The organism is Fusicatenibacter sp. (genome assembly GCF_977045365.1).
Window position 1 is genome coordinate 57,960 of record NZ_CDRRUH010000003.1, and the last position, 23,107, is coordinate 81,066.

A 23,107-nucleotide genomic window follows, 5' to 3' on the forward strand; every position below is an offset into this window, starting at 1 on the left:
TTTCGGCTTTTACGGCCCGTCTCAATCCGAAATCTTTGTCAGAAAGTCATCTTTTTTCGCCTTCTGATAACGCCATATCAGCCCGAATGTGGATAAAATGCGAACCCCAAGATCTATCAGGTTGAACCGGTACAGTGCCGTAAGATCTGCCCCAAGTGCCGTATACAGACGGACACCAAGCAACGGCAGAACACTGTTGGTCAGCGTCGTCATCATCGTAAAGAGGCTGATCAAAAGCGAACGGTTCTTTTCCGGTGCGGCATTTAAAAGAATCTGTACCGTGCAGAGTGCAACGGCACACTGTGGAGCGTTCAGAACCGTCATCAGAACAATAAAAGTAACCCCTCGGTACGCCAACGGTAAATGTGGAACCAGAATCATAATAACCGGGCAGAAGCAAAGACCGATCCCGGCGGAAATCAGTGCAAAATCCGGCGATTTTTTCCGGACAACCTTCGCGATCATTCCAACTGCCGCAAGCTGGCCGATATTGAAAACACCGTTGCAGATGGAAAGTGTCATCTCCGACATTTTGCAATATTTGACCTGTCCTAAATACCACATGCTCCAGTCAAGCTGCCAGGTGATATAGAAAAAGACCACCGGCACGAAAAACCAGCGCAATGCTTTATTTTTCCCCACGCTTGTGATCGCCTCCAGCAGATCAGAAACAGAAAAACGTGAGGATGCCTTCCCCGCTTCTGCCGGAGCCTTTCCCTCCTCCTGCTGTTTCACCGGAATTTTTTTGATTGCAGCGGCCTGCAGCAGAACACAGACAGCACACAGATAAAAGAAGCTTCGGAGTACCAGAAGCTTTCCATCGGCCGTGTGGCATCTTCCCATCAGAATCCCGCAGATCACCGGTGCAAGAATGCCAATCACAAACATGAACTGATTCCGAAAGGCATAGACATCGTTTCGCTGCCGCAGTGAAACCGCAGCACCGAACATTGCCTGCCACTGCGCATTGTAAATAGCAAGTGCCCCTGCAGTAAATGCCAGTGATACAAAAAACAGCTCCATACGTCTCTCGCCGAGTGCCGGTACACTTCCAAGAAATGCATAGCCGGCACACATCACAAGAAGCGTAAGCATCGGTATCGTCTTTGTCGACTTCAGACGATCCGCCAGAATTCCAAGCGGCAGCAGTGCTGCACACGCTACAATGTTCGGCACCATCTGGATAATACCGATCTGACTGTCGGTTGCACCCATGTTTGTCGCATACAGATTCAGGCCGAAACCGTTGATCGATGTGATATATTGCAGAAATACACCCTCGACGGCAAACAGCAGCATGATCTGCGCAGATGGCGGCATCTTTTTTGCCCGGTAAAACAGACTCTTTTTCATTGCTTCATCCCCCATGCCTTCTTTTGTCATCTTCACGTTCCTGCCCCCTGCCGGATACGTAAAGATTCTGCTTTCATAATGGCAATTTCATGTTCAAATGTCAACAGAAATACCCGGATCCAATGTGAGAATTTTAACGGCATTTTCTGTCAATATTCACAAAAGAAAAAAGGGCATTCTCCCTGTTGAATGCATGGGTTTGGCATAAGAAAAAGGAGCCCCCGTTTTACCTGGGAACTCCGCATATTGGAAATGTTTATAGCAATCTCAGAAACCAAATTCATCTCCCACCGCAGAACGTGTCTTCTTGCCGGAAGAGGATAAAAAAATTCAGCACTGCTTTTTTGCGTTATTTTCGGGGTTTCTATCAGAATTCGATCTCGCGCAGATATCTGTGCAGCGCATCCTGCCAGGTCGGCAGTTTTTCGAATCCGTTCTCGGTCAGTTTCTCTTTGCTCATGCGGCTGTTGGACGGACGTTTTGCTTTTGCCGGGTACTGGTCAGAGCTTACCGGTGATACACTTACTTTTCCGTAAGCCGGATCGATCTCAGCGGCCTGTTTGAAAATCTCGCAGGCGAACTCATACCAGGAGCAGAGTCCCTCGTTTGTTGCATGGTAGCGGCCGTAGTTCTCTTTCTCTGCCATGTCGACAAGCAGGCGGGACAGGTCGTAGGTGTAGGTCGGGCTTCCTACCTGATCATCTACAACAGTCAGATGATCGTGTGTCTTTCCAAGGTTCAGCATGGTCTTGATGAAGTTCTTTCCGTTCACGCCGAATACCCATGCGATGCGGACGATGTAGAATTTTTTCACCCATTTCTCTACCGCGAGCTCTCCCTCGCATTTCGTCTGGCCGTATACGTTCAGCGGATGACGCTCATCATCCGGCTCCCACGGGCGGGTGCCCTGGCCGTCGAATACGTAGTCGGTGGAGATGTAGATCATTTTGCAGTCAAGGTCATGGCAGACTTTTGCGATGTTCTCGGTTCCGACTGCATTGACCTGATGTACTTTTTCTTTTTTGTCATCATCCTCAGCAAGGTCTACCGCGGTCCATGCTGCACAGTGGATTACGACATCCGGGTTTGCTTCGGTAATGACTTTTCTTACGCTTTCTGCATCGGTGATATCCATTTCTTCAATATCAACGCCGATTCCTTCATGACCGCGTTTTGCAAGTTCATTCATGACGTCATGGCCGAGCTGGCCTTTTACACCTGTTACAAATACTCTCATAATGGTTCTCCTTTTTTCTGATTTTGTTATCGTTATGTTTTGTCTGTCTCTTGTTTTTCAGTCTGATTTTCTGTTTGTACCATGAGTATAAAGGATGACGTTATGTCATGGTCAAGCACTTTTTTCAAAAACTGCCCCGGATTTTTCTTCCGGGGCAGTTTTCTTCAACGCTGTTCGCTTTTATTTGTCGATATATTTTCCGTTCATCACATCCATCAGATACTGACCGTACTGATTTTTCTTCAGCGGCTCGATGTCGGTCAGAAGCTGGTCTTTGCCGATCCAGCCGTTCAGGTAACCGATCTCCTCGAGGCACGCAATCTTGCGGTGCTGATGGGTCTCGATGGTTTTTACGAAGTTGGTTGCCTCTACCAGGCTCTCATGTGTACCGGTATCCAGCCAGGTGAAGCCCTGTCCGAGAAGCTCAACGTTCAGGCTGCCGTCTTCCAGATAGATCCGGTTCAGGTCGGTGATCTCAAGCTCTCCGCGCGGTGACGGTTTCAGGTTCTTTGCATACTCTACGACTTTGTTGTCATAGAAGTACAGACCTGTAACACAATAGTTTGATTTCGGTTTCTCCGGTTTCTCTTCGATGGAGATGGCTTTTCCCTCGGAGTCAAATTCTACGATTCCGAAACGCTCCGGATCATCTACATAATAGCCGAATACGGTTGCGCCTTTTCCGGTCTCAGCGTTTTCTACTGCTGCTTTCAGGCGTTTGTTCAGACCGTGTCCGAAGAAGATGTTGTCGCCGAGCACCATGGCAACGGAATCATCCCCGATGAACTCCTCGCCGATGATGAAGGCCTGTGCCAGTCCGTCCGGGCTTGGCTGTACCTTGTAGGAAAGCTGTACACCGAACTGATGGCCGTCACCGAGCAGTGCCTCGAAACGCGGGGTGTCCTGCGGGGTGGAAATGATCAGGATATCACGGATGCCTGCGTTCATCAGAACAGACAGCGGATAGTAGATCATCGGCTTGTCATAGATCGGGAGAAGCTGTTTGGATGTTACCATAGTTAACGGATAAAGACGTGTGCCGGAGCCTCCGGCAAGTACGATACCTTTCATAATTCATTACTCCTTTTTCGTATATGATACCTCTAGTATAACCTTATTCCCGGAAACGCGTCAACCCGTGTCGTAACGTAACGGTATGACACGGGTTGACGCGGATTGTGTGATTTTCTGTCTAAAAGACCATTTTCTATCAGGATTCCTCCTGATCAGCAGCTGTACTTCGTCAATTTCTGGCGGGAATAGATCGAGCTGTTGCGGTTAAATACGTAGGCGGCCGTGCAGACAATGAAGAAATACGGCAGATAATCGTAACCGAAAATTTCGCCGCCGATGAAGATAGCGGCCAGCAGTGTATTCGTTCCGCCGCCGAAAACAGCAGCGTAGCCAAGCGCCGCAGAAAGTTCCACCGGAATGCCGAACAGACTGCCGAGGACTGCGCCCAGGGTTGCTCCGATGGTAAACAGCGGCGTCACCTCGCCGCCCTGGAAACCGGCAGACAGCGTCAATACCGTCAGAATAAATTTCAGCGCCCAGTCATAGGCGTACACTTTCTTTCCCGTAAAAACTGCCTCGACAAGATTCGTTCCAAAGCCGCAGTACCGTCCGCGGTACAGAACCAGAAACAGAATACTTAAGACAACACCGATGGAAAAAACGCGTACCAGCGGATTTTTGATTTTTTCACCGAGATATTTTTTCGTACGTTTCAGACACCACGCAAAGAGGCCGCCTGTGATTCCAAAGATGATACCGAGTGTAATCAGGCGTACCAGCAGAAATGGTGTCAGGCTTTCGCTGATGTGGATCGTCAGATTTTCTTTGTGGATTCCAAGCAGGGAAGCCACAGCGCTCGCGGAAAAGGATGCTGTAAATGCAGGAAGCAGCGCTTCATACCGCATTTCTCCGGCAGCGAGCACTTCCACTGCAAAGATCACAGCCGCAATCGGTGTCCCGAACATGCCCGCAAAGCCGGCTGCTATTCCTGTCACCAGAAAGATTCCAGGAGCATTTTTGAACGGCAGTTTCTTTCCTGCAAAATAGGAAAATACTGCGCCGATCTGTACCGCAACGCCCTCACGTCCGGCACTTCCGCCGAACAGGTGGGTCAGCGTTGTCGAAAGCATTGCCAGCGGGATCATGCGGAGCGGAAGCTCCTCTTCTTCTTCATACGCCACATCGAAAATCAGACTCATGCCCTTCGTTCCCTTGCCGCCGAATTTCTGATTGACGATTACAATCACAAGACCTGCCACGGCGAGAAACGGCAGACACCAGAAAAGATGCGCCACACGGATGGCCGTTACTTTCAGCAGCAGACGGCAGAACAGCGCCTCGATCAGACCGACTGCCGCGCCCATCGGAACGCCGGTGACGCCGAGCAGCAGCAGAGCTCCGTAGGTGCGGAGGGATTTCTTCAGTTCTTCTTTCATCTTCTGTCTCTCCTTTGTTGAATTCTGCTGCTATCATATCACAATTTTTACTCCGCTGCCAGCCCGCCGCAAAGCTTCCATAAAACTGATTTTTGTCAAGATTTGTGACGGCTGCTTCTTTTTTGTATATTTTCCGGCATTCTTCAAATACTAGCAACTGTCCAGACACTGTTAGGGAAAGGAGATTTTTGAAGATGAGAAAAATCAGAAAAGTGTGTATGACGCTGGCATTGGCGGGGTTACTGGCCGGGATGACGGCCTGCGGAAACAACACCACAAACGATGCGGGGAACGGCAATACCAACACGGAGAGCGACATGGGGCAGACAGATAACAGAAACGATGTCAATACGACAGAGATGCCGGCAAATGACAACGTAAATGATGTGACGGAGGGCACCGACGGGAATGCAAACGGCGCGAATACCGGGGATGGAAATACCCTTGGGGATGATGTCGGTGACGCGGCGGAAGATGTGACCCGCGGTGTCGGTGATGGCGTTGAGGATGTTGGCCGCGCGGTGGATGATGTGGTAAGCGGCGGTAGCAATGAGACTCAGAATCCGCAGGAAAACGGGGCAACTACACAGAATGGGGCGGGGATGGCACAGTAAATATGCAGTTCTGCTGCTCCCGTAGTCAAAGCGGATATTCGCAATCCGCTTCGCTACTTGCTCATAACCGAATAGCTGCTTCGCAGCTTATCAGGAGTGGCTTGTACCACTCCTAATACAAGCAAGTCCCAACCCACTGCTTATTGCTTCACGCAATAGAAGCAGGGGACTTGCTTGATTCGGTTAAAAAAACTTCCCTTGGCGAACGATACATGCAGGTTCGCCGGGAAGTTTTTTACTGTCAGGCACGTCAGCACCTGGTTTGATCCGTCAATTTTTATTTACGCGGGCAACGAGCCAAAGTCCGTGCTTGCACGCGACCTTGGCGACTGCCGCGATAACTTGAGAAACTCGCGGAGCGTGTTTCTCATAGTTTTACAGACCGCTGCTGAATTTTCTGCCCTTCGCACCAAGAATACCGGCCATCCGATCGCCCCATGCCGCACGCTCTGCATAAATATCAATCCGTTCCAGATCGCCGCTCCGGTCCACAAAGGCCGGGAACAGGAATCCACAAATAGGATTTCCCGGCTCGTATTCCCCGACCAGCGGGCAGACAGCGCAGATCAGATAGGGGAACATCTCCTCGGATTCCCCCAAACGCTCTTTATCAGAGGTTTTCGCAGGAATATCGTACCGGTCGTAAAACATGTAAATGGCATAGGCTCCGTGAATCTGCAATCCTTCAATGAGGATATCATAAAACGTTTCCAGCAGTGCATCATTTTTCAGCCCGCACTCACGCAGCGCCATCAGCATCTGCCAGATACTGCCCGCACCCTGCGTTTCTTCCGGAAAACGGTATTCCCGCAGCTTCTCATTCGATTCCGCAAACGGAATTTTCTTGGCGATTGCCAGATTCCTGGCCTTTTCCGAACCGGACAGCTTCAGAAAATGAATGTTAAAACTGCCGTCATACTCCCCATCCGAATCCGTATAACATCCCGCCATCCGCACAAACGAAGTCCGCGCCGGCGTCATTCTCCTCGTCAGCTCCAGCATGTCTTCCCGATTAATCATATATTTCCTCCGACAGTAAAGATATTCGAAATTCTCTGTCTTTGATCTTATCACAACATGCTTTTTCTGTCAGCAGATTTTTAAATTGCGTTCCTTCTCACCATTTGATAAAATCAAGACAGTATCTCGCATTTTTACAAATTCAACATAGAAAGGACAATACATGAAATTAGCAGTAATCAGTGATCTTCATGGGAATTATTATGCGCTTTCGGAGGTGATGGCGTTTCTTCGCGAGCAGCAAATTGACGGTATCATCGGGCTTGGGGATTTTGTGACGGATGGGCCGTTTCCGCAGAGGATGATGGAGGCGCTCCGTGAAATGCAGGATGAGTTTCCATGCTATCTGGTTCGCGGAAACCGGGAGGAATATCTATTGGAGAATCTCTGGTGCCCGCAGAACTGGAAGACGGGTTCTTCGACGAGCGGGCTTTTGGATTACACGTTTCGGAATCTTACCGCGCAGGATCTGGAATTTTTTGAGCAGCTGCCGACAGACGGTGTTCTGATTGGAAAAATGGATGAAACGGGCCATCTGATTCCTGTTTTTGTGCCGCAGGAAGAAGTTACACCGGACACCTGCCGTGAATCCCTTTTCCCGGCACTTCGGCTCTGCCACGGCGCACCTGGTGAAATCCGTGGGAATTTCGGACTGCATCCGGAACTCCTGCTTTCTCATCTGGAATATCTTGATGCCGCTATCCTGCTCGGCGGCCACAGCCACAAGCAGGAGCAGAAAGAATACGCCGGAAAAACGTATCTGAATCCAGGCTCCCTTGGTCTTGCGCTTGATGGTGTCGGCGGTCATGCACACTTCGCGATTCTGACGCTGGAAAACAATACCTGGCAGACAGAACTCTTCCAGATCCCCTACGATCTCGAAGGCTACCTCGCCGAATTCGACCGCGCTGAACTGGAAACGCATGGCAATGTACTCGCCCGTTCCTTAAAGCGGACGCTGACCTGCGGCATCAATTACTTTTATCTCACGGTAAAACGGGTGCGGGAACTTGCGGATGCACTGGCGCTGACTGATCTTGACGAAGAAATCTGGGAAAAAGCGGAACGGGAGCTGAAATAGATTTCATAAGTGAAAAAACTCATTGGCTAAAACAGAAAAGCAGCTCGAATCAAAATTGGTTCACTGGACCAATTATTGATATGCTTGGCAAAGAAGGCAGGCTGTGCAACTGCACACAGCCTGCCTTCTTTTTATCTTTTCTATTTCCTGCTTCTGCCTTACTTCGCAGCAATCACATCCTGCATATCATACATACCGGCCGGTTTTCCAGCCAGGAATTTTGCAGCCTCTACCGCGCCTTTTCCAAAGACACCTTTGGAATATGCTCTGTGGGACAGGGTAACAACCTCGTCCGGGCCTGCGAAGATGACGTCGTGGTCGCCGACGATCGTGCCGCCGCGTACAGCAGAGATTCCGATTTCTTTCGGGTCACGCTGCTCGTGGCGCTGGCTTCTGTCGTATACGTAGTGGTACTGGTTGTCCATTGCCTCGTTCAGGCTGTCTGCCAGGGCGATGGCGGTTCCGCTCGGGGCGTCGCATTTCAGTTTATGGTGTTTCTCCACGATCTCCATATCAAAGCCTGCTTCGGCAAGCACTTTTGCAGCTGCCTGTACCAGTTTCATCAGTGTATTCACACCAAGGGACATATTTGCAGAGCGGAGAACCGGGATTTCTTTGCTGGTCTCCTGCACTTTTCTGAGCTGATCCTCGGTGAGGCCTGTGGTGCAGAGGACGAGCGGAAGTTTTTTCTCCTTGCAGGCATCCATCAGAGCATCTGCTGCCTTATAGGAAGAGAAGTCAACGACTACGTCCGCCGGAACATCGCATTCTGCCAGGCTTTTGAATACCGGGTAATCGTTCTGGCCGTTGTCGTTCATATCGATTCCGGCTACGATTTCTGCGTTTGCATCTTCTTTTACCAGGCCGGTGATGACCTGTCCCATATGGCCGTTGCAGCCATGCATAATAATTTTAACCATTGTCTTTTTCCTTCTTTACTTCGTGTATTCTTAACTTAAGCCAGTTTGATTCCAAAATCTTTCATAGCCTTTGCCAGGCGCTCCTGGTTCTGCGGCTCCATCTCGGTCAGCGGCAGACGAAGCGGGCCAACCTCTTTGCCCATCAGGTTCAGCGCTGCTTTTACCGGAATCGGGTTTACTTCGCAGAACAGGGCATCGATGAGCGGCAGGGCTCTCAGCTGGATTTCTCTTGCACCAGCCACATCGCCGTCGAGGAATTTCTGTACCATATCGTGGGTCTCACGCGGTGCTACATTGGAAAGAACGGAGATGACGCCGCTTCCGCCAAGGGAAAGGATCGGCACAACCTGATCGTCGTTTCCGGAGTACAGGTCGATCTTTCCGTCGGTCAGCTGCATGATTTTTGCGACCTGGGAGATATTGCCGGAAGCCTCTTTGACTGCGACGATATTCTCTACGTTGTTGAACAGGTAAGCGATCGTTTCCGGTGCAATGTTCACGCCGGTTCTTCCCTGGATGTTGTAAAGGATGATCGGCACTTTGACGCTGTTGGCAATGGCGGTAAAGTGTGCGATCAGACCTTTCTGGGTTGCTTTATTGTAATACGGAGAAACGAGAAGAAGTCCGTCCACGCCGTATTTCTCTGCTTCCTGGGACAGATAGATGGCTGTCTCGGTGCTGTTGGAACCTGTACCTGCGATAACCGGGATTCTGTGGTTTACTTTTTCTACGGTATATTTGATGGTATCGAGATGCTCCTCGTGAGACAGGGTGGAAGCCTCACCTGTTGTTCCGCAGATGACGATCGCGTCGGTTCCGCCTGCGATCTGCTCCTCGATAATTTCTCCGAGTTTCTCGTAATTCACTTCCTGTGTTTCGGTCATCGGTGTAATAATTGCAACGGCTGCGCCTTTAAAAATAGACATTCTTTTTTTCCTCCTGTATGTCATATCAGATCACTATAGAAACAATTCATGCGCCGGAGCAGGGGCTTCGCGGAAATCTTATCTTTCCGCAAAAAAAGAGGCGTCTCATCCCCGATAAGATCGCCTCCAAATTCACACATACGCAGTATCTATGATCAGATAGCTCTCCATCTCTCGATGACAGTCGCAGATTTTTTCAACCTGCGCCCAGGAGCATTCCGGTTCAGCGCCGGATGTCCTTCGGCATTCTTCCCTTTTCCTCTTCTTCTTTTGCTGCTGAGGCATCCGAAAAGGTACTCTTGAAGTAATGCGACCTCTATCCACTTCAGTTCTGCTTTTACTATAGCATTATTAAATTTTCTTGTCAACAGCGGATCTTGGCTTCAATTCTCACTGTATTCCAGCTTGCTCACCGAAACCTCATATGCGGTCCGCTTTTCCATTTCCGTCTCGCTCAGCCGCTTCATATATTCCCGGCTCTGGATCCGTCCCCAGATGAGAACGTGGCCGCCCACGGCAAACGCAGAGGCATACCGCGCATTCCGTCCCCAGCAGATGCACGGGATATAATCTGATTTTCCATACGGACGGTTGACCGCGATCAGAAGGTCGGCGATCTCTCTTCCCAGAGGTGTTTTCCGGTAGACCGGCGGTTTACATATGTATCCATCGAGGTAAATCTGGTTGGATTTGACGGAATCGTCCTCTTCCTCCCCGAAGCTTAATTCCCGCGCAAATACGGAGAGCACCAGACGGTTCTTCTTCTCCTCGTGGCGGTTGTAGGACCGGAACTGACCGCTGATGCAGATCCACTCACCCTGGTAATCCTGTGATACGTCCACCAGCCGCTCGGAGACCATCACCGGAATGATATCCTGTGATTCACTCAACCGCTTGACCATCACATCGACGAGGTAAAAGCCCTCTCCGAATACCTGATGGCTGAATGTAAACGGGGAGACAATCTCTCCCATGATAACCACCTGATTGTTTTCAATCATCTTGTCTGCCATAATGAAAATCCCCTTCCTTTGTCTTTTCTTTCTGAATATTGATTTCTGATCGGTACTTTGCTGATCTATAATCCTAATGTATGAACCACATTTCTTTTTCAGAACCACTTTTTTCCAGATTTTTTTATTTCTATTCAAATCAGCATTCTGCCCAATTTTTTGTATATGTTTCTGTAAAAACCGCACCACATGCTTCGTATTTTCTACCATTGCAATACAAAAAATGTCACATCTTCCCTGTTTTTTTTCTCTGTTCTGTGTTATAATAGTTCAGATAGGCAGGCATCCAGCAGAGACAAAACGGCAAGGCACCTGCCTTTGTGCTGTGATAAACATTCCCAGCCGGCTTGAAATTTTGAAAAATTGAACCCGGCAGGGTCAACCCATAGGAAGAGGAATGAAGAAATGAAAACAACGAGAGAAGATGTAAGAAACGTTGCCATCATCGCCCATGTCGATCATGGTAAAACTACACTGGTAGACGAGCTTCTGAAACAGAGCGGCGTTTTCCGTGCCAATCAGGAGGTTCAGGAACGTGTCATGGACTCGAACGATATCGAGCGTGAGCGTGGAATCACCATTCTTTCCAAAAATACAGCAGTTTACTACAAAGGAACGAAAATCAACATCATCGACACCCCGGGCCATGCGGACTTCGGCGGCGAGGTTGAGCGAGTTCTGAAAATGGTAGACGGCGTTATTCTGGTTGTAGACGCATTCGAGGGCGCTATGCCGCAGACCAAATTCGTGCTGAAAAAAGCACTGGAGCTGGATCTGTCCGTTATCGTCTGCATCAACAAGATCGACCGCCCGGAAGCACGCCCGGATGAAGTTATCGACGAAGTGCTCGAGCTTCTGATGGACCTCGACGCATCCGACGAACAGCTTGACTGTCCTTTTCTGTACGCATCCGCAAAGATGGGCCATGCGGTACTCGATCTGAACGATACCCCGAAGGATATGACTCCTCTGTTCGAGACCATTCTGAAATACATCCCGGCTCCGACCGGAGATCCGGAGGCAGGTACACAGCTTCTGATCAGCACCATCGACTACAACGAATACGTTGGACGTATCGGTGTCGGCAAAGTTGAAAACGGAACGATCCACGTGAATCAGGACGTTATGCTGGTCAACCACCACGATCTGACCAAGAAGAAAAAAGTAAAGGTCAGCAAACTGTATGAGTTTGACGGCCTGAAAAAAGTAGAGGTTACTGAAGCAGGCATCGGTTCGATCGTTGCGGTTTCCGGTATCCCGGATATCCATATCGGAGATACGCTCTGCGGTGATCTGGACAACCCGGTTTCCATCCCGTTCCAGAAGATCTCTGAGCCGACTATTTCCATGAACTTCATCGTAAACGACAGCCCGCTGGCCGGTAAAGAAGGTAAATACGTAACTTCCCGCCACCTGCGCGACCGTCTGATGCGTGAGCTGAACACCGACGTTTCCCTCCGTGTCGAGGAGACCGATTCCGCAGACTGCTTCAAGGTTTCCGGCCGTGGAGAGCTGCATCTGTCCGTCCTGATCGAGAATATGCGCCGCGAGGGATATGAGTTCGCAGTAAGTAAGGCAGAGGTTATCTACAAAGAAGACGAGCGCGGACGCAAACTCGAGCCAATGGAAATCGCTTACGTTGATGTTCCGGACGAGTTTTCCGGTACGGTCATCCAGCTCCTCAGCGAGCGTAAGGGCGAGCTTCACGGCATGAGCCGCGCAAGCGATGGTTCTACCCGTCTGGAGTTTGAAATCCCGGCACGAGGCCTGATCGGTTTCCGTGGAATCTTCATGACCTCCACCAAAGGAACTGGTATCCTGAATACCGAGTTTGAAGATTACGCACCGTACAAAGGTGATATTGAATACCGTAAGCAGGGTTCTCTGATCGCATTCGAGGCAGGCGAGTCCGTTACCTACGGTCTGTATTCCGCACAGGAGCGCGGTACTCTGTTCATCGGACCTGGCGAGAAGGTTTACGCCGGTATGGTTATCGGACAGAACGGCAAAGCCGAGGATATCGAGCTGAACGTCTGCAAGACGAAACACCTGACCAACACCCGTACTTCTTCCTCCGACGAGGCACTGCGTCTGACTCCGCCGAGAATCCTTTCCCTGGAGCAGGCTCTGGACTTCATCGACAAGGACGAGCTTCTTGAGGTTACTCCGGTTTCCTTACGTATCCGTAAGAAAGAGCTGGATTCCAGACTTCGTAAGAGAGCGGCAATGAAATAAATTTTTATAAAACGACATAAGAACCGCCGGTTTACTCTTGATTTGAGAGTAAACCGGCGGTTCTTTGTCGTTTTTCTATTCTGTTTTCTATTCGTTTGTCGTTCCGCCATGGAAGCCGTAATACGTCTCTCCCGCTGCAAGATCCACGCCGTTTGCCGCTGCAAGAGTATGAATCGTGACAAGCTCATACCCGCGGTTGATCAGCTCCGGCACGATCGTTGCACACGATTCTACGGTCGTCTCGTGGATATCATGCATCAGGATAATGTCTCCCGGGCTTACACTGTCGAGAACGGCGCTGATGTTTGCCTGTACATTTTTCGTCTGCCAGTCCAGGGTATCGACATCCCACATGATGCTCGGGCGGCCGATGGATGCGAGCAGTTCATCGGTGCTGTTTCCATACGGGAAACGGATGACAGTTGCACCCTGTCCGTTGTTGTACTGGGCGATCAGATCATCTGTCATCTGGAACTGGGCAAGGCCGTCGTCGGTGCTCAGTTCTTTCATATTCGGATGCGCATAGGAGTGGTTTCCAAGCTCACAGCCGATCGCCGCCATGCGCGGGATCACATCTGCACCGTATTTTTCCACGTTGCTGCCGAGCATAAAGAACGTCGCCTGTGCCCCGTACTGCTCCAGCGTATCGAGAAGCGTGCTGGTATAGACGCCTGGGCCGTCATCAAAGGTCAGGGCTACCATCATCGCGCCGTTGCGGTCTGGCTGGTAAACACCCTGGTCATCAAAGTAACAGCCTTTTCCGCCGATCGCTTTCCAGCCGGTCGCCATGTAACCATTGGAATCAAAATGGTACTGGTTTCCGTCGATATCTGCCCAGCCGTTGACGTAGTACGTTGTGGCATCCGTTGCGTACCACCAGCCCGACGAGCTGTACTGCCATCCCGGCGTCTCATTCGGCGGCGTAGTCTCCGCAAGCTTCTTAATTCCCGCATTTCCCGATCCGTCCTCCGCCTCCGGCGCCGTCTCGCTCACCGTCTTTGCGGCTGTGTCATTACTCAGTACAATTCCTTTTTTCGCAAGCTGCGCTCCCGCAAATTTCCAGATAAGCGCAAGAAAAAGAAGGCTGATTACCACACACAGGGAAATCCGTGATACCTTCTGCATCATCTGTCTGCGGCGCATCTGCTTTCTTCTCTGTTTTAATGATTTTCTATCCATTGATCTATTTATACCCCATCGTTCCGCTCATTTTTGCGGAACTTCTTTCGTCGTAACGTAAAACGTTTTTCGACATTTTTCTACCTTCTATCATAACGTGATCTCACCGAAGATGCAAGGAACAAATTCTTACATTTTTCCACTTCTGGTAAATTTAAGTTCATGGTTTCTTAACATCTTCATCGCAGCAAAGAAGAGTGACTCTGTTCCCGGAAAATCGGATGCAGAATCACTCTTTTTCGCGTAGTTCTTATTCAATTTCAGCCCGTCTATTTTCCCAGATCAACACCCTTCAGGAAGTCGCTTCCCATGACCCAGGTTTCCTTCTCCAGCGTCACAGCGGACTCCATTTTCCAGGTAACCGTCTCTGTTTTGGTTTTCCGGAAGAAATGCAGGAAACGGTTCCGCTTTTCGATCGTGGCAGTCACTTCTGTCGCGATCTGCATCTGATTTTCTACGCTGGTTACTGTTGTGGAGATGCTGCTGATGGTTACATTGGTGATTCCGGTGTTGGTATCGCTGTTCAGGTACGCATCGCAGATCTGCTGGTACTGCTCTTTTGCGTTCGCCTGTACTTCTGTGTCTGCGGAAAATTCATCTTTGATGGTGTCAAATGCTTTTCCGTTTACCGCAGCTGTGAACACCTTGTCCAGCGATTCTTCCACGCGGTCGGCGATGACTTTTCCGGTTGAATCGTTGAGTTTTAAGTCCGGCAGAAATTCCATGCTGCTGTTGTCCTGCACGAGGATAATCTCGCGGTATGGGTCTTTCTTCGCTTCAGTCAGCTCAATCGTGTGGCCGCCGATGAAAAGGTACGGGATTTTATAAACGCTGACGGTGTCTGCCGTCTCTTTCAGATATTTTTTCCCGACCTGAACGCCGTCAAGATAAAGCGTGGCATTCGCCGGAACGGTGATCTCGACATCGGTCACGTAGCTGTCTTTCGGCACGACATACCATTCTTTGAAATTCCACTTTACGATATCCCCGGCTGCGATTTCCATTGTCTCTTCCTGTGAATCGCTCACGCCTTTTAACGTGTACCGCACCGTATAGATCCTGTTTCCCCCTGTCTCAAGGCTCTGTTTCCGGCGCATGAAAAAGCTCTTGATCTCCGGCGTTTCCTGCCCGTCAGAGCCGTCCTGTTTCGCTTTCCAGGTCATCGCATTGTCGTAATTCTTCCGCGTCAGAAACGTGCCATCCGGGAACTGGCAGACATCATACGCGCTGTTCCAGTCGCCCGCAAGGCATGCTTCCACGTAATTCCGTCCGGCCGCCTGCGGCGCATACAGATACGCACCTGCCATAAAAAATACGGCACACAGAATCAGAAACAGACTGAGATTCACGATCAGAATGCGCAGGCTCATCGGCAGATCACGGAACTTCGCCGCCCGTATTTTCACAGAAAGCTCCGTTGTTTCCTCTTCTTCTCCCTGTTTATCCACAGGGCGGAATCTTTTTCCTTCTTTTTTCCACTTCTGGAGCATAGTTTACCTCATCTTTTTCTTTTTATTTCGATGCTTCCTCCACCGCATACGTATGCACCCGGTCGCTTTTCTGGCTGTATGCCTCTCCTTCCGAATAATACTCCTGCGATGTCGTCGAAAAACGTGTAATCGTCTCTTTTACACGCTCTCCCGCCGTCTGCTGATGGAGAAACAGTGCTGCAATCATCAGAATCACAAACACATCCAGAATCAGTACCGCCGCATTTGCCGCGATGCCAGGTAATTTTTTTATCCACATAGGCTTCCCTCTTTTCTGTCTCCATTGTAACAAAATGCTCCCGAAAATACAAGGAAAGCAGAGCCCCCGGCGGACCGGAAATTCTCTGCTTTCCCTTTATTGTTGTTTCTTCTTTCTATCAAAAATGAAAACAGCCTGCTGCACAACGGCTCCGGAAATCAGAAGCGCTGCAAACCACATCATCGGGTCTGCCGTATCTCCGGTTTTTGGGCTCGTTGCGCTCGCGCTGCTGCCGTTTTTCCCGCCTCCGGCCTGACTTCCGCCGCTGCCTGAATTGCTGCCATTGCCGCCGGAAGCAGGCTCCTTCTTTGGCGCACCCGATACTTCCTTCGCCTCTGTCATGCGCATCGTATCATCACTTTCCAGTGTCAGCACCAGATCAATGCCGATCGCATTCTGATTCGTGTTCACTGTATAAACGCCATCCGTCAGCGACAGATCGACCTGGTTTCCTTCCAGCAGGATAAACTCCACGTAGCCGACGATCTCTCCGTTTTTCAGCGCTGTCAGCGAATGCTTTCCGCATTCCACATCCGCGAACGAAAACTTTCCATTCGCATCCGTCACATACGTTTTCAGCGTACTGCGGAGCTCCATCGTGATACCGCTCACCGGCTGCCCGTTCCGCATCACCGTTCCCTGCACCGTGTAGGTTTTCCCCTGCGCCGCAGGTGCTTCATCCGTCATCACGGTAATCGTCTGATCCTCGTAAACCGGCTCCAGTGTATAATATCCTCCCCGGATCTGCTTCGTAATATTCTCCCCATTCAGCAGAATCTCTGTGATCTCCCTGCCGCTTTCTGCGCGGATCAGCAGCTTCGGCCCGGAAAGCCGTTCTACGGTAAAACTGCTCCCCGCCGCTCCATCACAGAATACCTCCGCGCCGTCGGCATCAACGGTAATCGTATGGCTGCCCGGCACATTCGCTGTGATGGTGATATCACCTGCAAAGGCTGTCACATGCGTGCTGCAGAGAAAGAAGAACGACAACAATACTGTCATGATCTTTTTCAATCGCATTCACCTCCGTTTCCGGTACCGCCTTGTTACAGAAACTACGGAGTTGCTGTGGTATCCACATAGGAAACGGTGAAGATTACGGTATCGCTGTAGCTTCCCGCTGCAGCTTTGTTCCACTCATCCTTTGCGATGGCAATCGTCAGAGGCGTCTCCTGTCCGGCTGCGGTATACTTTGCGGAGGTAAACGCCGCTTTGGAATCATTCACGGAATAGGAAATCGTTTTTGATGCATCGGCCGCATTTTTCAGTTTTCCGCTGGCCAAAAGCTCAACCTGAATGGCATAGCCGGGATCGAGCTGCGCGGCATCCAGCTTCACGGCACCGAAATCTGTGGATACAGCGTTAAACGCTACTTTCGTATTCGCAGGAATCGTGACGGTATACGTCGGATCAATGGAGGTCGTCACCGTGACCTGCGATTTCTGAGGAGTACTGTTCTGCTGATTCTCCGCCGCAGACACCGGCACGGCCATTGCGCCACAGGTCAGAAGCAGGGTCAGCAGGGCTGCTGTCCTTTTTTTCATTTTGCTCCACCTCTCTTTTTATACAACTGCGATGTTGAAGGTTACGGTATCTTTATAATCACCGGCATACGTTGGATTTTCTGCCGCAAAATGCAGGGTGCTGGACCATTTGTCGGAATCGAGGGTTGTAAAGTCGGCAACGACATCTCCGCTTGTGATTGCTGAACCGGAGGTACCGACCTTTACGGTGTAGGGAAGCTCATACTGTGCTCCCTGCGCACCGGTTGTCAGTTTAAAATTGCTTTCCAGCGTTACCTGAACTTTCTTGCCCTCCAGCAGACGGACATCTGATGCGGAAACGGTCAGATCTTTTTCATAGGTAATCGTACCGTCAGCTCCTTTTTTCTGATCTAGGGTTACATCCGCCGGAATCGTCACGGTGTAGACTGGATCGACCTTGAATGTTACGGTCGTGTCAGCCTTCTGCTGGGTGCTGTTCTGGTTGATGTCGGCTGCAAAGACGGATGTCGATGCGGCAAGTACCAGTGTGAGTGCCAGAGGCATGGATAATAATTTTTTCATAGAGTTTCCCTCCTGTTTAAAGTATTTTTTATGTTATGCTTTTTTGCATTCTCAAGGATTCGATGCGGCTTCCACCGAAACGCTGAACATCACGGTTCCTGTGTAAACGCCGGCATATTTCGGCTCGCCATCCGGCGCGAAATCCAGACTGACCGTTCCACTGTTATTCGCGGTTCCGCCTTCTACGGCGAGTACGGTATCACTTTCCCTGATGCTGGTCTCCCCGTTCTTTATTGTGTAAAGCTGCTCGGCGCCTTCCGGGGTTGTCAGTTTCAATCCGTTTGCATCGGAAAGTCTGACCACAAGCTGCGAACCGCTGACCACATTCACATTCTCCGCCTGAATCTCTGCGGTGTTTCCCAGTTCTACGCTTGCAGGGATCGTAACGGTGTAGGATGGGGCGTTGGTATACTGAGCGGTAACTGTCAGTTTTTGGGCAGGCATTGTGAAGGCGTCGTTTGCGATTGCCACGGTATCATCCGAACAGCTCCAGCCTGCCGCCTGACCGACGGGAACATTTGTCGCATTTAATGTAACGGAACCGCCTGTCTTACCATAAAGCTGATTCTTATATGTACTGACATCGCCTCCGGCTGTACCACCGGTAACCGTAAGCGCATAATGCACTTTTCCGCTTCCGCTCACAGATTCTGCAAGGGTACCACTGACATAAATGTTGCCGTCATTTGTGAGATTGGCTGTGCTTTGTAGTGAAGTGTTTTCTGGAATCAGAAGATTCTGGGTATCTTCAAGGGTAAATTTCTGTGATAAAGTCGGATCTCCGTATACAATTCCATCCGTTTCAGTATTTTCAAAGATCATGCCGCTCCAGGTATCTTTGTCAGACTCGTTGATTTTGCCACTGGTAATAACAATACTATTTGTAATTCTGGTAATCCCCAATTCACTTTGTAAGCCTCCGCCAATAGCAACCTGCTGTTCTTGATTTGCCTTCACAGAGGCATATACGATACCTCCCCGAATCCATATATTAGCTCTTCCTTTTCCATTTCCACCGCCAATTCCAGTTGCATTAATTCCTCCTTCTGCATTGACTTTGCCGCCTGCAATAATAATAGTTCCTCCTCCGCCTCCATTTCCGCCGCCAATTCCAGCTGCATTTGCTCCACCTTTGACGCTGATATTGCCTCCATTTATTTTAATTTTTCCAGCCGTTTCTCCATTATCTCCACCAATTCCGGCATTCAGCCCCGCTGGAGAACTAACCGTCAACGCACCATTTCCCTCCTGCTGCCCCCATATCGTCAGAGTATTTCCTTGGTTAACACTAATTCCTCTTACCACATTAAAAGTACAGTCATCTTTTAGAATCAGGTTTACATCTCCCATAATTGTAATACGCCATATTTTACGCGCAGCAATATTTCCCTCTATCGCATACCATCCGTCTTTTAGTGTTTTATATTTATCACTATTATTTTTTGTAAGAATCACATTGCAGACTGCTGTTTCATTTTTTTGACTGACTGGGTCCCAATAGGTGACTGCCGTCAGGTAATTTGGTGTGAACGTTAATGCCTTCGCGGGCATGGTAAAGGTGCTATTGGTAACCGTTACTGTATCGTCCGAGCATGTCCAGCTTCCTATGACTTGTCCTGCTGGAATGTTTGTACCGCTTAATGTAATCGTGCCGTCTGCCCTGCCATAGAGTTGATTTTTATATGTACTGACATCACTGCCTTCGGCCGTGCCATCCACGATGGTAAGCGGATAATAAACATTGCCGCTCACAGGTTCTGCAAGTGTACCCTGGACATAAATATGACCTTCATTTATGAGCTTCGCTGTGCCCTGCAGTGAAGTGTTTTCTGGGATCAGAAGATTCCGGGTGGATTCAAGGGTAAATTCCTGTGATAATGTAGGGGTTCCGTATACGATTCCATCCGTTTCCGTATTTTCAAAGATCATACCACTCCAGGTATCCTTATTGTACTCATTGATTTTACCTCTGGTAATAACGACACTATCCTTAATACTAAGACTTCCACCGGATCCATTCATACCTGCTCCAATTGCAAAGTCTCCATTTGCAATTAGAGCATCTCTTATGGAAGCATATATGTTGCCACCTTGAATCTTAATCGTCCCACCAGCACCTTGACGGCCACCACCGATTCCCGCTCCTCCATCGATACCTTTCGCTTTAATTTTTCCTCCTGTGATTGTAATCGTTCCACCGTTGCCATAACCCCCGCCACCGATTCCTGCTCCTGCAGTTCCACCTTCTGCTTCAATTTCTCCTCCTTTGATCGTAATCATTCCACCGTTGCCATAAGCTCCACCACCGATTCCTGCTCCCGCGGAGTATGCTGTAGCAATAATATTACCACCGACTACAGTAATATTTCCGCCGGACTTCCCGTATCCGCCGCCAATTCCCGCACAATACGTTCCAACATCCTGAGCTTTTAATTCACCATTTCCTTTCTGCTGTCCCCATATCGTCAATGCATTTCCCTCATTAACCTCGATTCCGTCATTTACGGTAAAGGAACACCCATCTTTCAGGATCAGGTTTACAGTTCCTTCTACTTTGATTCGGGTATTTCCGGTCACAGTTCCTTCTACTGCATACCAGCCGGTTGTCAATGTTTCATAGCTTTCGATGTTTTCCTGCGTAATAACGTCATTGCACACTGCTGTCTGTTCTTTTCCATTTTCATCATAATAGGAAACCGAAGTTCCTGCCTGTACTGCAATTCCCGGAGATTTCAGCGTGGTCAGTGCGTAGTTTGCAGCCAACGCTGTTACACTTTTTTCCAGATTCAGACTTTCTTCTGTCGGAATGCTTTCCTGTTCCGTTTCAGCCGGGACTTCTTCGCTTGTATTCTCTGGGTTCTCCTCAGGGATTTCCTCTTCCGGAGCTTCCTCGGCTGTCTCCTCTTCTTTTATCTCAACGATTTCCTCCGGTGCCTCTTCGCTGTCCGATTCTGAATTTGCTTCCTGCGTTTCTATCGTAGCTTCCACTGGCTTTTCCACCGGGTTTTCAGCCGGCACCTCTGTCCCGTTTTCTCCCACACTTTCCGCAACAGCGGCTTCTTCTGCCTCTATCTTTTCTTCGCCAATTTCTTCTATCTGTTCTTCCTGTTCTTCCACACCGGCGTTTGTTTCCTCTTCCACCGGCACTTCTTCACTCACGCTCTCCACCTGCACCCACGCGTCCGCTTCCGTTTCTGTCCCTTCCGCCAGTGCCGTTGTCGGCAGTGTGGTCAGAATCAGGGCGCCGCTAAGGAGCAGCGATATCCATTTTCTTCTTTTCACTGCTTCTGCACCTCCTTTTCTATTGCACCATCAGCACGGTCTCTACGTTTGCGCCGTTCATGGCGCTGCCGTCTTCCAGAGAAGCGGTGGTGATGCGCAGGGTTGCGGGGTATTCTCCGGCGGGCAGGCTTTTGGATAAGGTGATGTTGGATATTGCCTGCCCCGGGGCTACCAGTTTTGATGTGTACAGAGTTTCATCGGTATCTTTCAAAACCAGTTCGAAGGTAAAGTAACACGGATTGCCTTCCGGGTTCAGAAGGGATACTGCGACTTCCTGCTGTTCTGCCGGGATCGTGATGGACGGATAGCCCGGGATTTTGATGCCGACGGCTTCTTCTTCGCTCTTGTCCGGGATCTTCTCTCCCGTCCAGTTCTCTGCGTCCGGGTCGAGATCAGGCTGGAATGCTTCCTTTCGTTCTTCTGTCTTCAGTGTTTCTTCCCCAAACCAGTGATTCCAGTTGATTCCGACTGCGACGCCGCCTGCGATCAGAAGCAGAATGACTGCGACCGCAGCTATCAATGTCTTTCTGGAGAGCGTCACGCCCTGGCTGTTGTTTTTCTCTTTTCTGTCATTCATTCGTCTGGTCTCTCCTTCCTTTATCTTCCTTACAGACATAGTTCGATCTTTCCTTCACATTCTTATGACTTTTTCTAACTTATTTTACCAAATACAGAATATTCAGAACATGCCCGTTTAACGCAAAAAAAGTGCCTGTTTTTCTTTTAAAAACAGACACCTTTTACTTATTGGTTTACAAATTCTTTTATTTTTTCTCTTTTATCTATATTGAGCTTCTCCAGAATCCCCGACACATAATGCTTCACCGTATTCACGGAAAGCCCCAGATACTCCCCGATCTCCTGGTTTGTCCAGTCGCGGCAGGCGAGCATGGCAATGGAAAATTCCATCGGGGTCAGGAGATCGGTCACGGCTTTCTGCATCTGCGGATTGTGGATTTTCATCCAGCCGCGGCTGAAGGCGAGCACGCCGTCCACCAGTTTTTTGTAGATCTCCGGCTCCTGTTTGCGGATACACGATTCCAGTACGCCCTGCAGGAGTCCGTGGTATTCGATAAATGGTTCCAGAAACTTGTCTTTTCGCGCCATCTCCCAGGCATTTAACACCGACCGCGTAGCACCCTCCTGATCCTTCTGATTAATCTGGCACATCGCCGCAACGCAGTTCAGATAGATCATCGGAATCGGATACGTCTTTTCCGTCATGGCCATCGCCATCTGTACCATGCCCTGCGCTCTGGCATACTCGCCTTTCAGATAGGCCGCATGCCCCAGCGTACTCACGGCAAACAGACGCTGCCCGGTCGGAAGCTGAACGAGATACTGTTCCAGCGGCGGCAGTCCGTCTTTTGGCGGAATGTGAATCAGCACGCTCGTCACATAGCACGCAAACAGACAGTATGCCGTCCGCTCCTGCGATTTTTCTGTTTCCAGTTCTTTTTCCAGACACCGGTACACATCTTCCCTCGCCTTCTGTGCCTTTTTTGCATTTCCCAGCGTAAAATTTGCAAACGTATACAGCATGTCGGCAGACAACCGCAGCGCCAGATCATCACTTGTCAGATATTTTTCTACGGTTTTTGCACAGTTTTCCGCCTGCGCCGAGAAAAAGTACAGCTCCCCGCGTGCAATTTCCCGAAGCCCCGGATCGCGGAAGCTCTCCACTCTTTCTTCTGCTTTTCCCGGCGCGAAGGCACTTCCCATCAGCGGCAGCACGGTGCGTTTCTCTTCCTCCTGCGTAAGTCCCATTCTGGTGCCGTCCGGCAGGACAAATGCCTGATCAAATGTTACATCGAGAATCTGCGCCGCCCGCTCCCATTCTTCTACGGTAAGGGTATCGCGCTGCAGCTTTTTGCAGAAATTCTGCCGCGACTGCCCCAGCTTTGCCGCCAGACGGGCAACACTGATCCCTTTCTCTTTGCACACCTTCTTCACCAGCTCTTCTGTCGTCATAACCGGCCCTT

At 49.9% G+C, this 23,107-nt stretch carries 20 protein-coding genes and 1 riboswitch; of the genes, 3 read left to right on the top strand and 17 right to left on the bottom strand.

The genetic code is table 11. The features are described 5' to 3' along the window. Window positions 1–21: 21 nt before the first annotated feature. From ACY2VW_RS01695 to ACY2VW_RS01710, 4 genes are all read right to left on the bottom strand, one after another. Entirely contained in the window at window positions 22–1,383 is a 1,362-nt protein-coding gene (locus tag ACY2VW_RS01695; protein WP_461876783.1) for an MFS transporter, read from the bottom strand. Between the two features lie 337 nt (window positions 1,384–1,720). Next, a complete protein-coding gene (gene rfbD / locus ACY2VW_RS01700; protein WP_173829660.1) occupies window positions 1,721–2,590 on the bottom strand; it encodes a dTDP-4-dehydrorhamnose reductase in 870 nt (289 codons plus the stop codon). A 180-nt stretch (window positions 2,591–2,770) separates the two neighbouring features. Continuing rightward, window positions 2,771–3,661 (bottom strand): glucose-1-phosphate thymidylyltransferase RfbA, encoded by an 891-nt coding sequence (gene rfbA / locus ACY2VW_RS01705; protein ID WP_022461852.1) that lies wholly within the window; start codon window positions 3,659–3,661, stop codon window positions 2,771–2,773. 155 nt (window positions 3,662–3,816) lie between these two features. Then, window positions 3,817–5,040, bottom strand: coding sequence for a chloride channel protein (locus tag ACY2VW_RS01710; RefSeq protein ID WP_461876755.1), 1,224 nt, complete (start codon window positions 5,038–5,040; stop codon window positions 3,817–3,819). Window positions 5,041–5,234: 194 nt separating this feature from the next. On the opposite strand from ACY2VW_RS01710, the gene ACY2VW_RS01715 reads away from it, so the two are divergent. Further along, window positions 5,235–5,654 (top strand): hypothetical protein, encoded by a 420-nt coding sequence (locus ACY2VW_RS01715; protein WP_461876756.1) that lies wholly within the window; start codon window positions 5,235–5,237, stop codon window positions 5,652–5,654. A gap of 375 nt (window positions 5,655–6,029) precedes the next feature. Here the strand turns inward: ACY2VW_RS01715 and ACY2VW_RS01720 are convergent, their stop codons facing one another. Further along, entirely contained in the window at window positions 6,030–6,674 is a 645-nt protein-coding gene (locus tag ACY2VW_RS01720) for a DUF4317 family protein (protein ID WP_461876757.1), read from the bottom strand. Window positions 6,675–6,837: 163 nt separating this feature from the next. Here ACY2VW_RS01720 and ACY2VW_RS01725 point away from each other — a divergent pair, with 163 nt between their 5' ends. Beyond that, window positions 6,838–7,755, top strand: a complete 918-nt coding sequence (locus ACY2VW_RS01725; protein ID WP_461876758.1) for a metallophosphoesterase family protein — start codon at window positions 6,838–6,840, stop codon at window positions 7,753–7,755. Between the two features lie 158 nt (window positions 7,756–7,913). Here ACY2VW_RS01725 and dapB read toward each other — a convergent pair whose 3' ends face one another. The 3 genes from dapB to ACY2VW_RS01740 form a co-directional block, all read right to left on the bottom strand. Continuing rightward, window positions 7,914–8,675 carry a 4-hydroxy-tetrahydrodipicolinate reductase gene (gene dapB, locus ACY2VW_RS01730; protein WP_461876759.1) on the bottom strand — a complete coding sequence of 254 codons (762 nt, stop codon included), beginning with the start codon at window positions 8,673–8,675 and terminating at the stop codon, window positions 7,914–7,916. Between the two features lie 35 nt (window positions 8,676–8,710). After that, the gene (gene dapA, locus ACY2VW_RS01735; protein ID WP_461872834.1) at window positions 8,711–9,601 is read right to left on the bottom strand and encodes a 4-hydroxy-tetrahydrodipicolinate synthase; all 891 of its coding nucleotides are present in this window, start codon (window positions 9,599–9,601) and stop codon (window positions 8,711–8,713) included. A gap of 152 nt (window positions 9,602–9,753) precedes the next feature. Continuing rightward, window positions 9,754–9,928: riboswitch (Lysine riboswitch) on the bottom strand. A 56-nt stretch (window positions 9,929–9,984) separates the two neighbouring features. Further along, entirely contained in the window at window positions 9,985–10,614 is a 630-nt protein-coding gene (locus ACY2VW_RS01740; protein ID WP_173813577.1) for a single-stranded DNA-binding protein, read from the bottom strand. 405 nt (window positions 10,615–11,019) lie between these two features. On the opposite strand from ACY2VW_RS01740, the gene typA reads away from it, so the two are divergent. After that, the gene (typA, locus tag ACY2VW_RS01745; protein WP_461876760.1) at window positions 11,020–12,849 is read left to right on the top strand and encodes a translational GTPase TypA; all 1,830 of its coding nucleotides are present in this window, start codon (window positions 11,020–11,022) and stop codon (window positions 12,847–12,849) included. Window positions 12,850–12,936: 87 nt separating this feature from the next. Here typA and ACY2VW_RS01750 read toward each other — a convergent pair whose 3' ends face one another. From ACY2VW_RS01750 to ACY2VW_RS01790, 9 genes are all read right to left on the bottom strand, one after another. Beyond that, a complete protein-coding gene (locus ACY2VW_RS01750) occupies window positions 12,937–14,028 on the bottom strand; it encodes a polysaccharide deacetylase family protein (RefSeq protein ID WP_461876761.1) in 1,092 nt (363 codons plus the stop codon). Between the two features lie 269 nt (window positions 14,029–14,297). Next, window positions 14,298–15,476: a hypothetical protein gene (locus tag ACY2VW_RS01755; RefSeq protein ID WP_461876763.1), complete on the bottom strand. Its 1,179-nt coding sequence runs from the start codon at window positions 15,474–15,476 to the stop codon at window positions 14,298–14,300. A gap of 64 nt (window positions 15,477–15,540) precedes the next feature. Continuing rightward, the gene (locus ACY2VW_RS01760; protein WP_461876764.1) at window positions 15,541–15,777 is read right to left on the bottom strand and encodes a hypothetical protein; all 237 of its coding nucleotides are present in this window, start codon (window positions 15,775–15,777) and stop codon (window positions 15,541–15,543) included. A 96-nt stretch (window positions 15,778–15,873) separates the two neighbouring features. After that, entirely contained in the window at window positions 15,874–16,791 is a 918-nt protein-coding gene (locus ACY2VW_RS01765) for a carboxypeptidase-like regulatory domain-containing protein (protein WP_461876765.1), read from the bottom strand. Between the two features lie 41 nt (window positions 16,792–16,832). After that, window positions 16,833–17,321, bottom strand: coding sequence for a hypothetical protein (locus tag ACY2VW_RS01770; RefSeq protein WP_461876766.1), 489 nt, complete (start codon window positions 17,319–17,321; stop codon window positions 16,833–16,835). Window positions 17,322–17,339: 18 nt separating this feature from the next. After that, window positions 17,340–17,843, bottom strand: coding sequence for a hypothetical protein (locus ACY2VW_RS01775; RefSeq protein WP_461876767.1), 504 nt, complete (start codon window positions 17,841–17,843; stop codon window positions 17,340–17,342). Between the two features lie 51 nt (window positions 17,844–17,894). Continuing rightward, on the bottom strand, window positions 17,895–21,125 hold the full coding sequence (locus ACY2VW_RS01780; RefSeq protein ID WP_461876769.1) for a hypothetical protein: 3,231 nt from the start codon (window positions 21,123–21,125) through the stop codon (window positions 17,895–17,897). A 19-nt stretch (window positions 21,126–21,144) separates the two neighbouring features. Then, window positions 21,145–21,702 carry a hypothetical protein gene (locus ACY2VW_RS01785; RefSeq protein WP_461876770.1) on the bottom strand — a complete coding sequence of 186 codons (558 nt, stop codon included), beginning with the start codon at window positions 21,700–21,702 and terminating at the stop codon, window positions 21,145–21,147. A gap of 167 nt (window positions 21,703–21,869) precedes the next feature. After that, window positions 21,870–23,096 carry a LuxR C-terminal-related transcriptional regulator gene (locus tag ACY2VW_RS01790; protein WP_461876771.1) on the bottom strand — a complete coding sequence of 409 codons (1,227 nt, stop codon included), beginning with the start codon at window positions 23,094–23,096 and terminating at the stop codon, window positions 21,870–21,872. Window positions 23,097–23,107 lie beyond the last annotated feature (11 nt).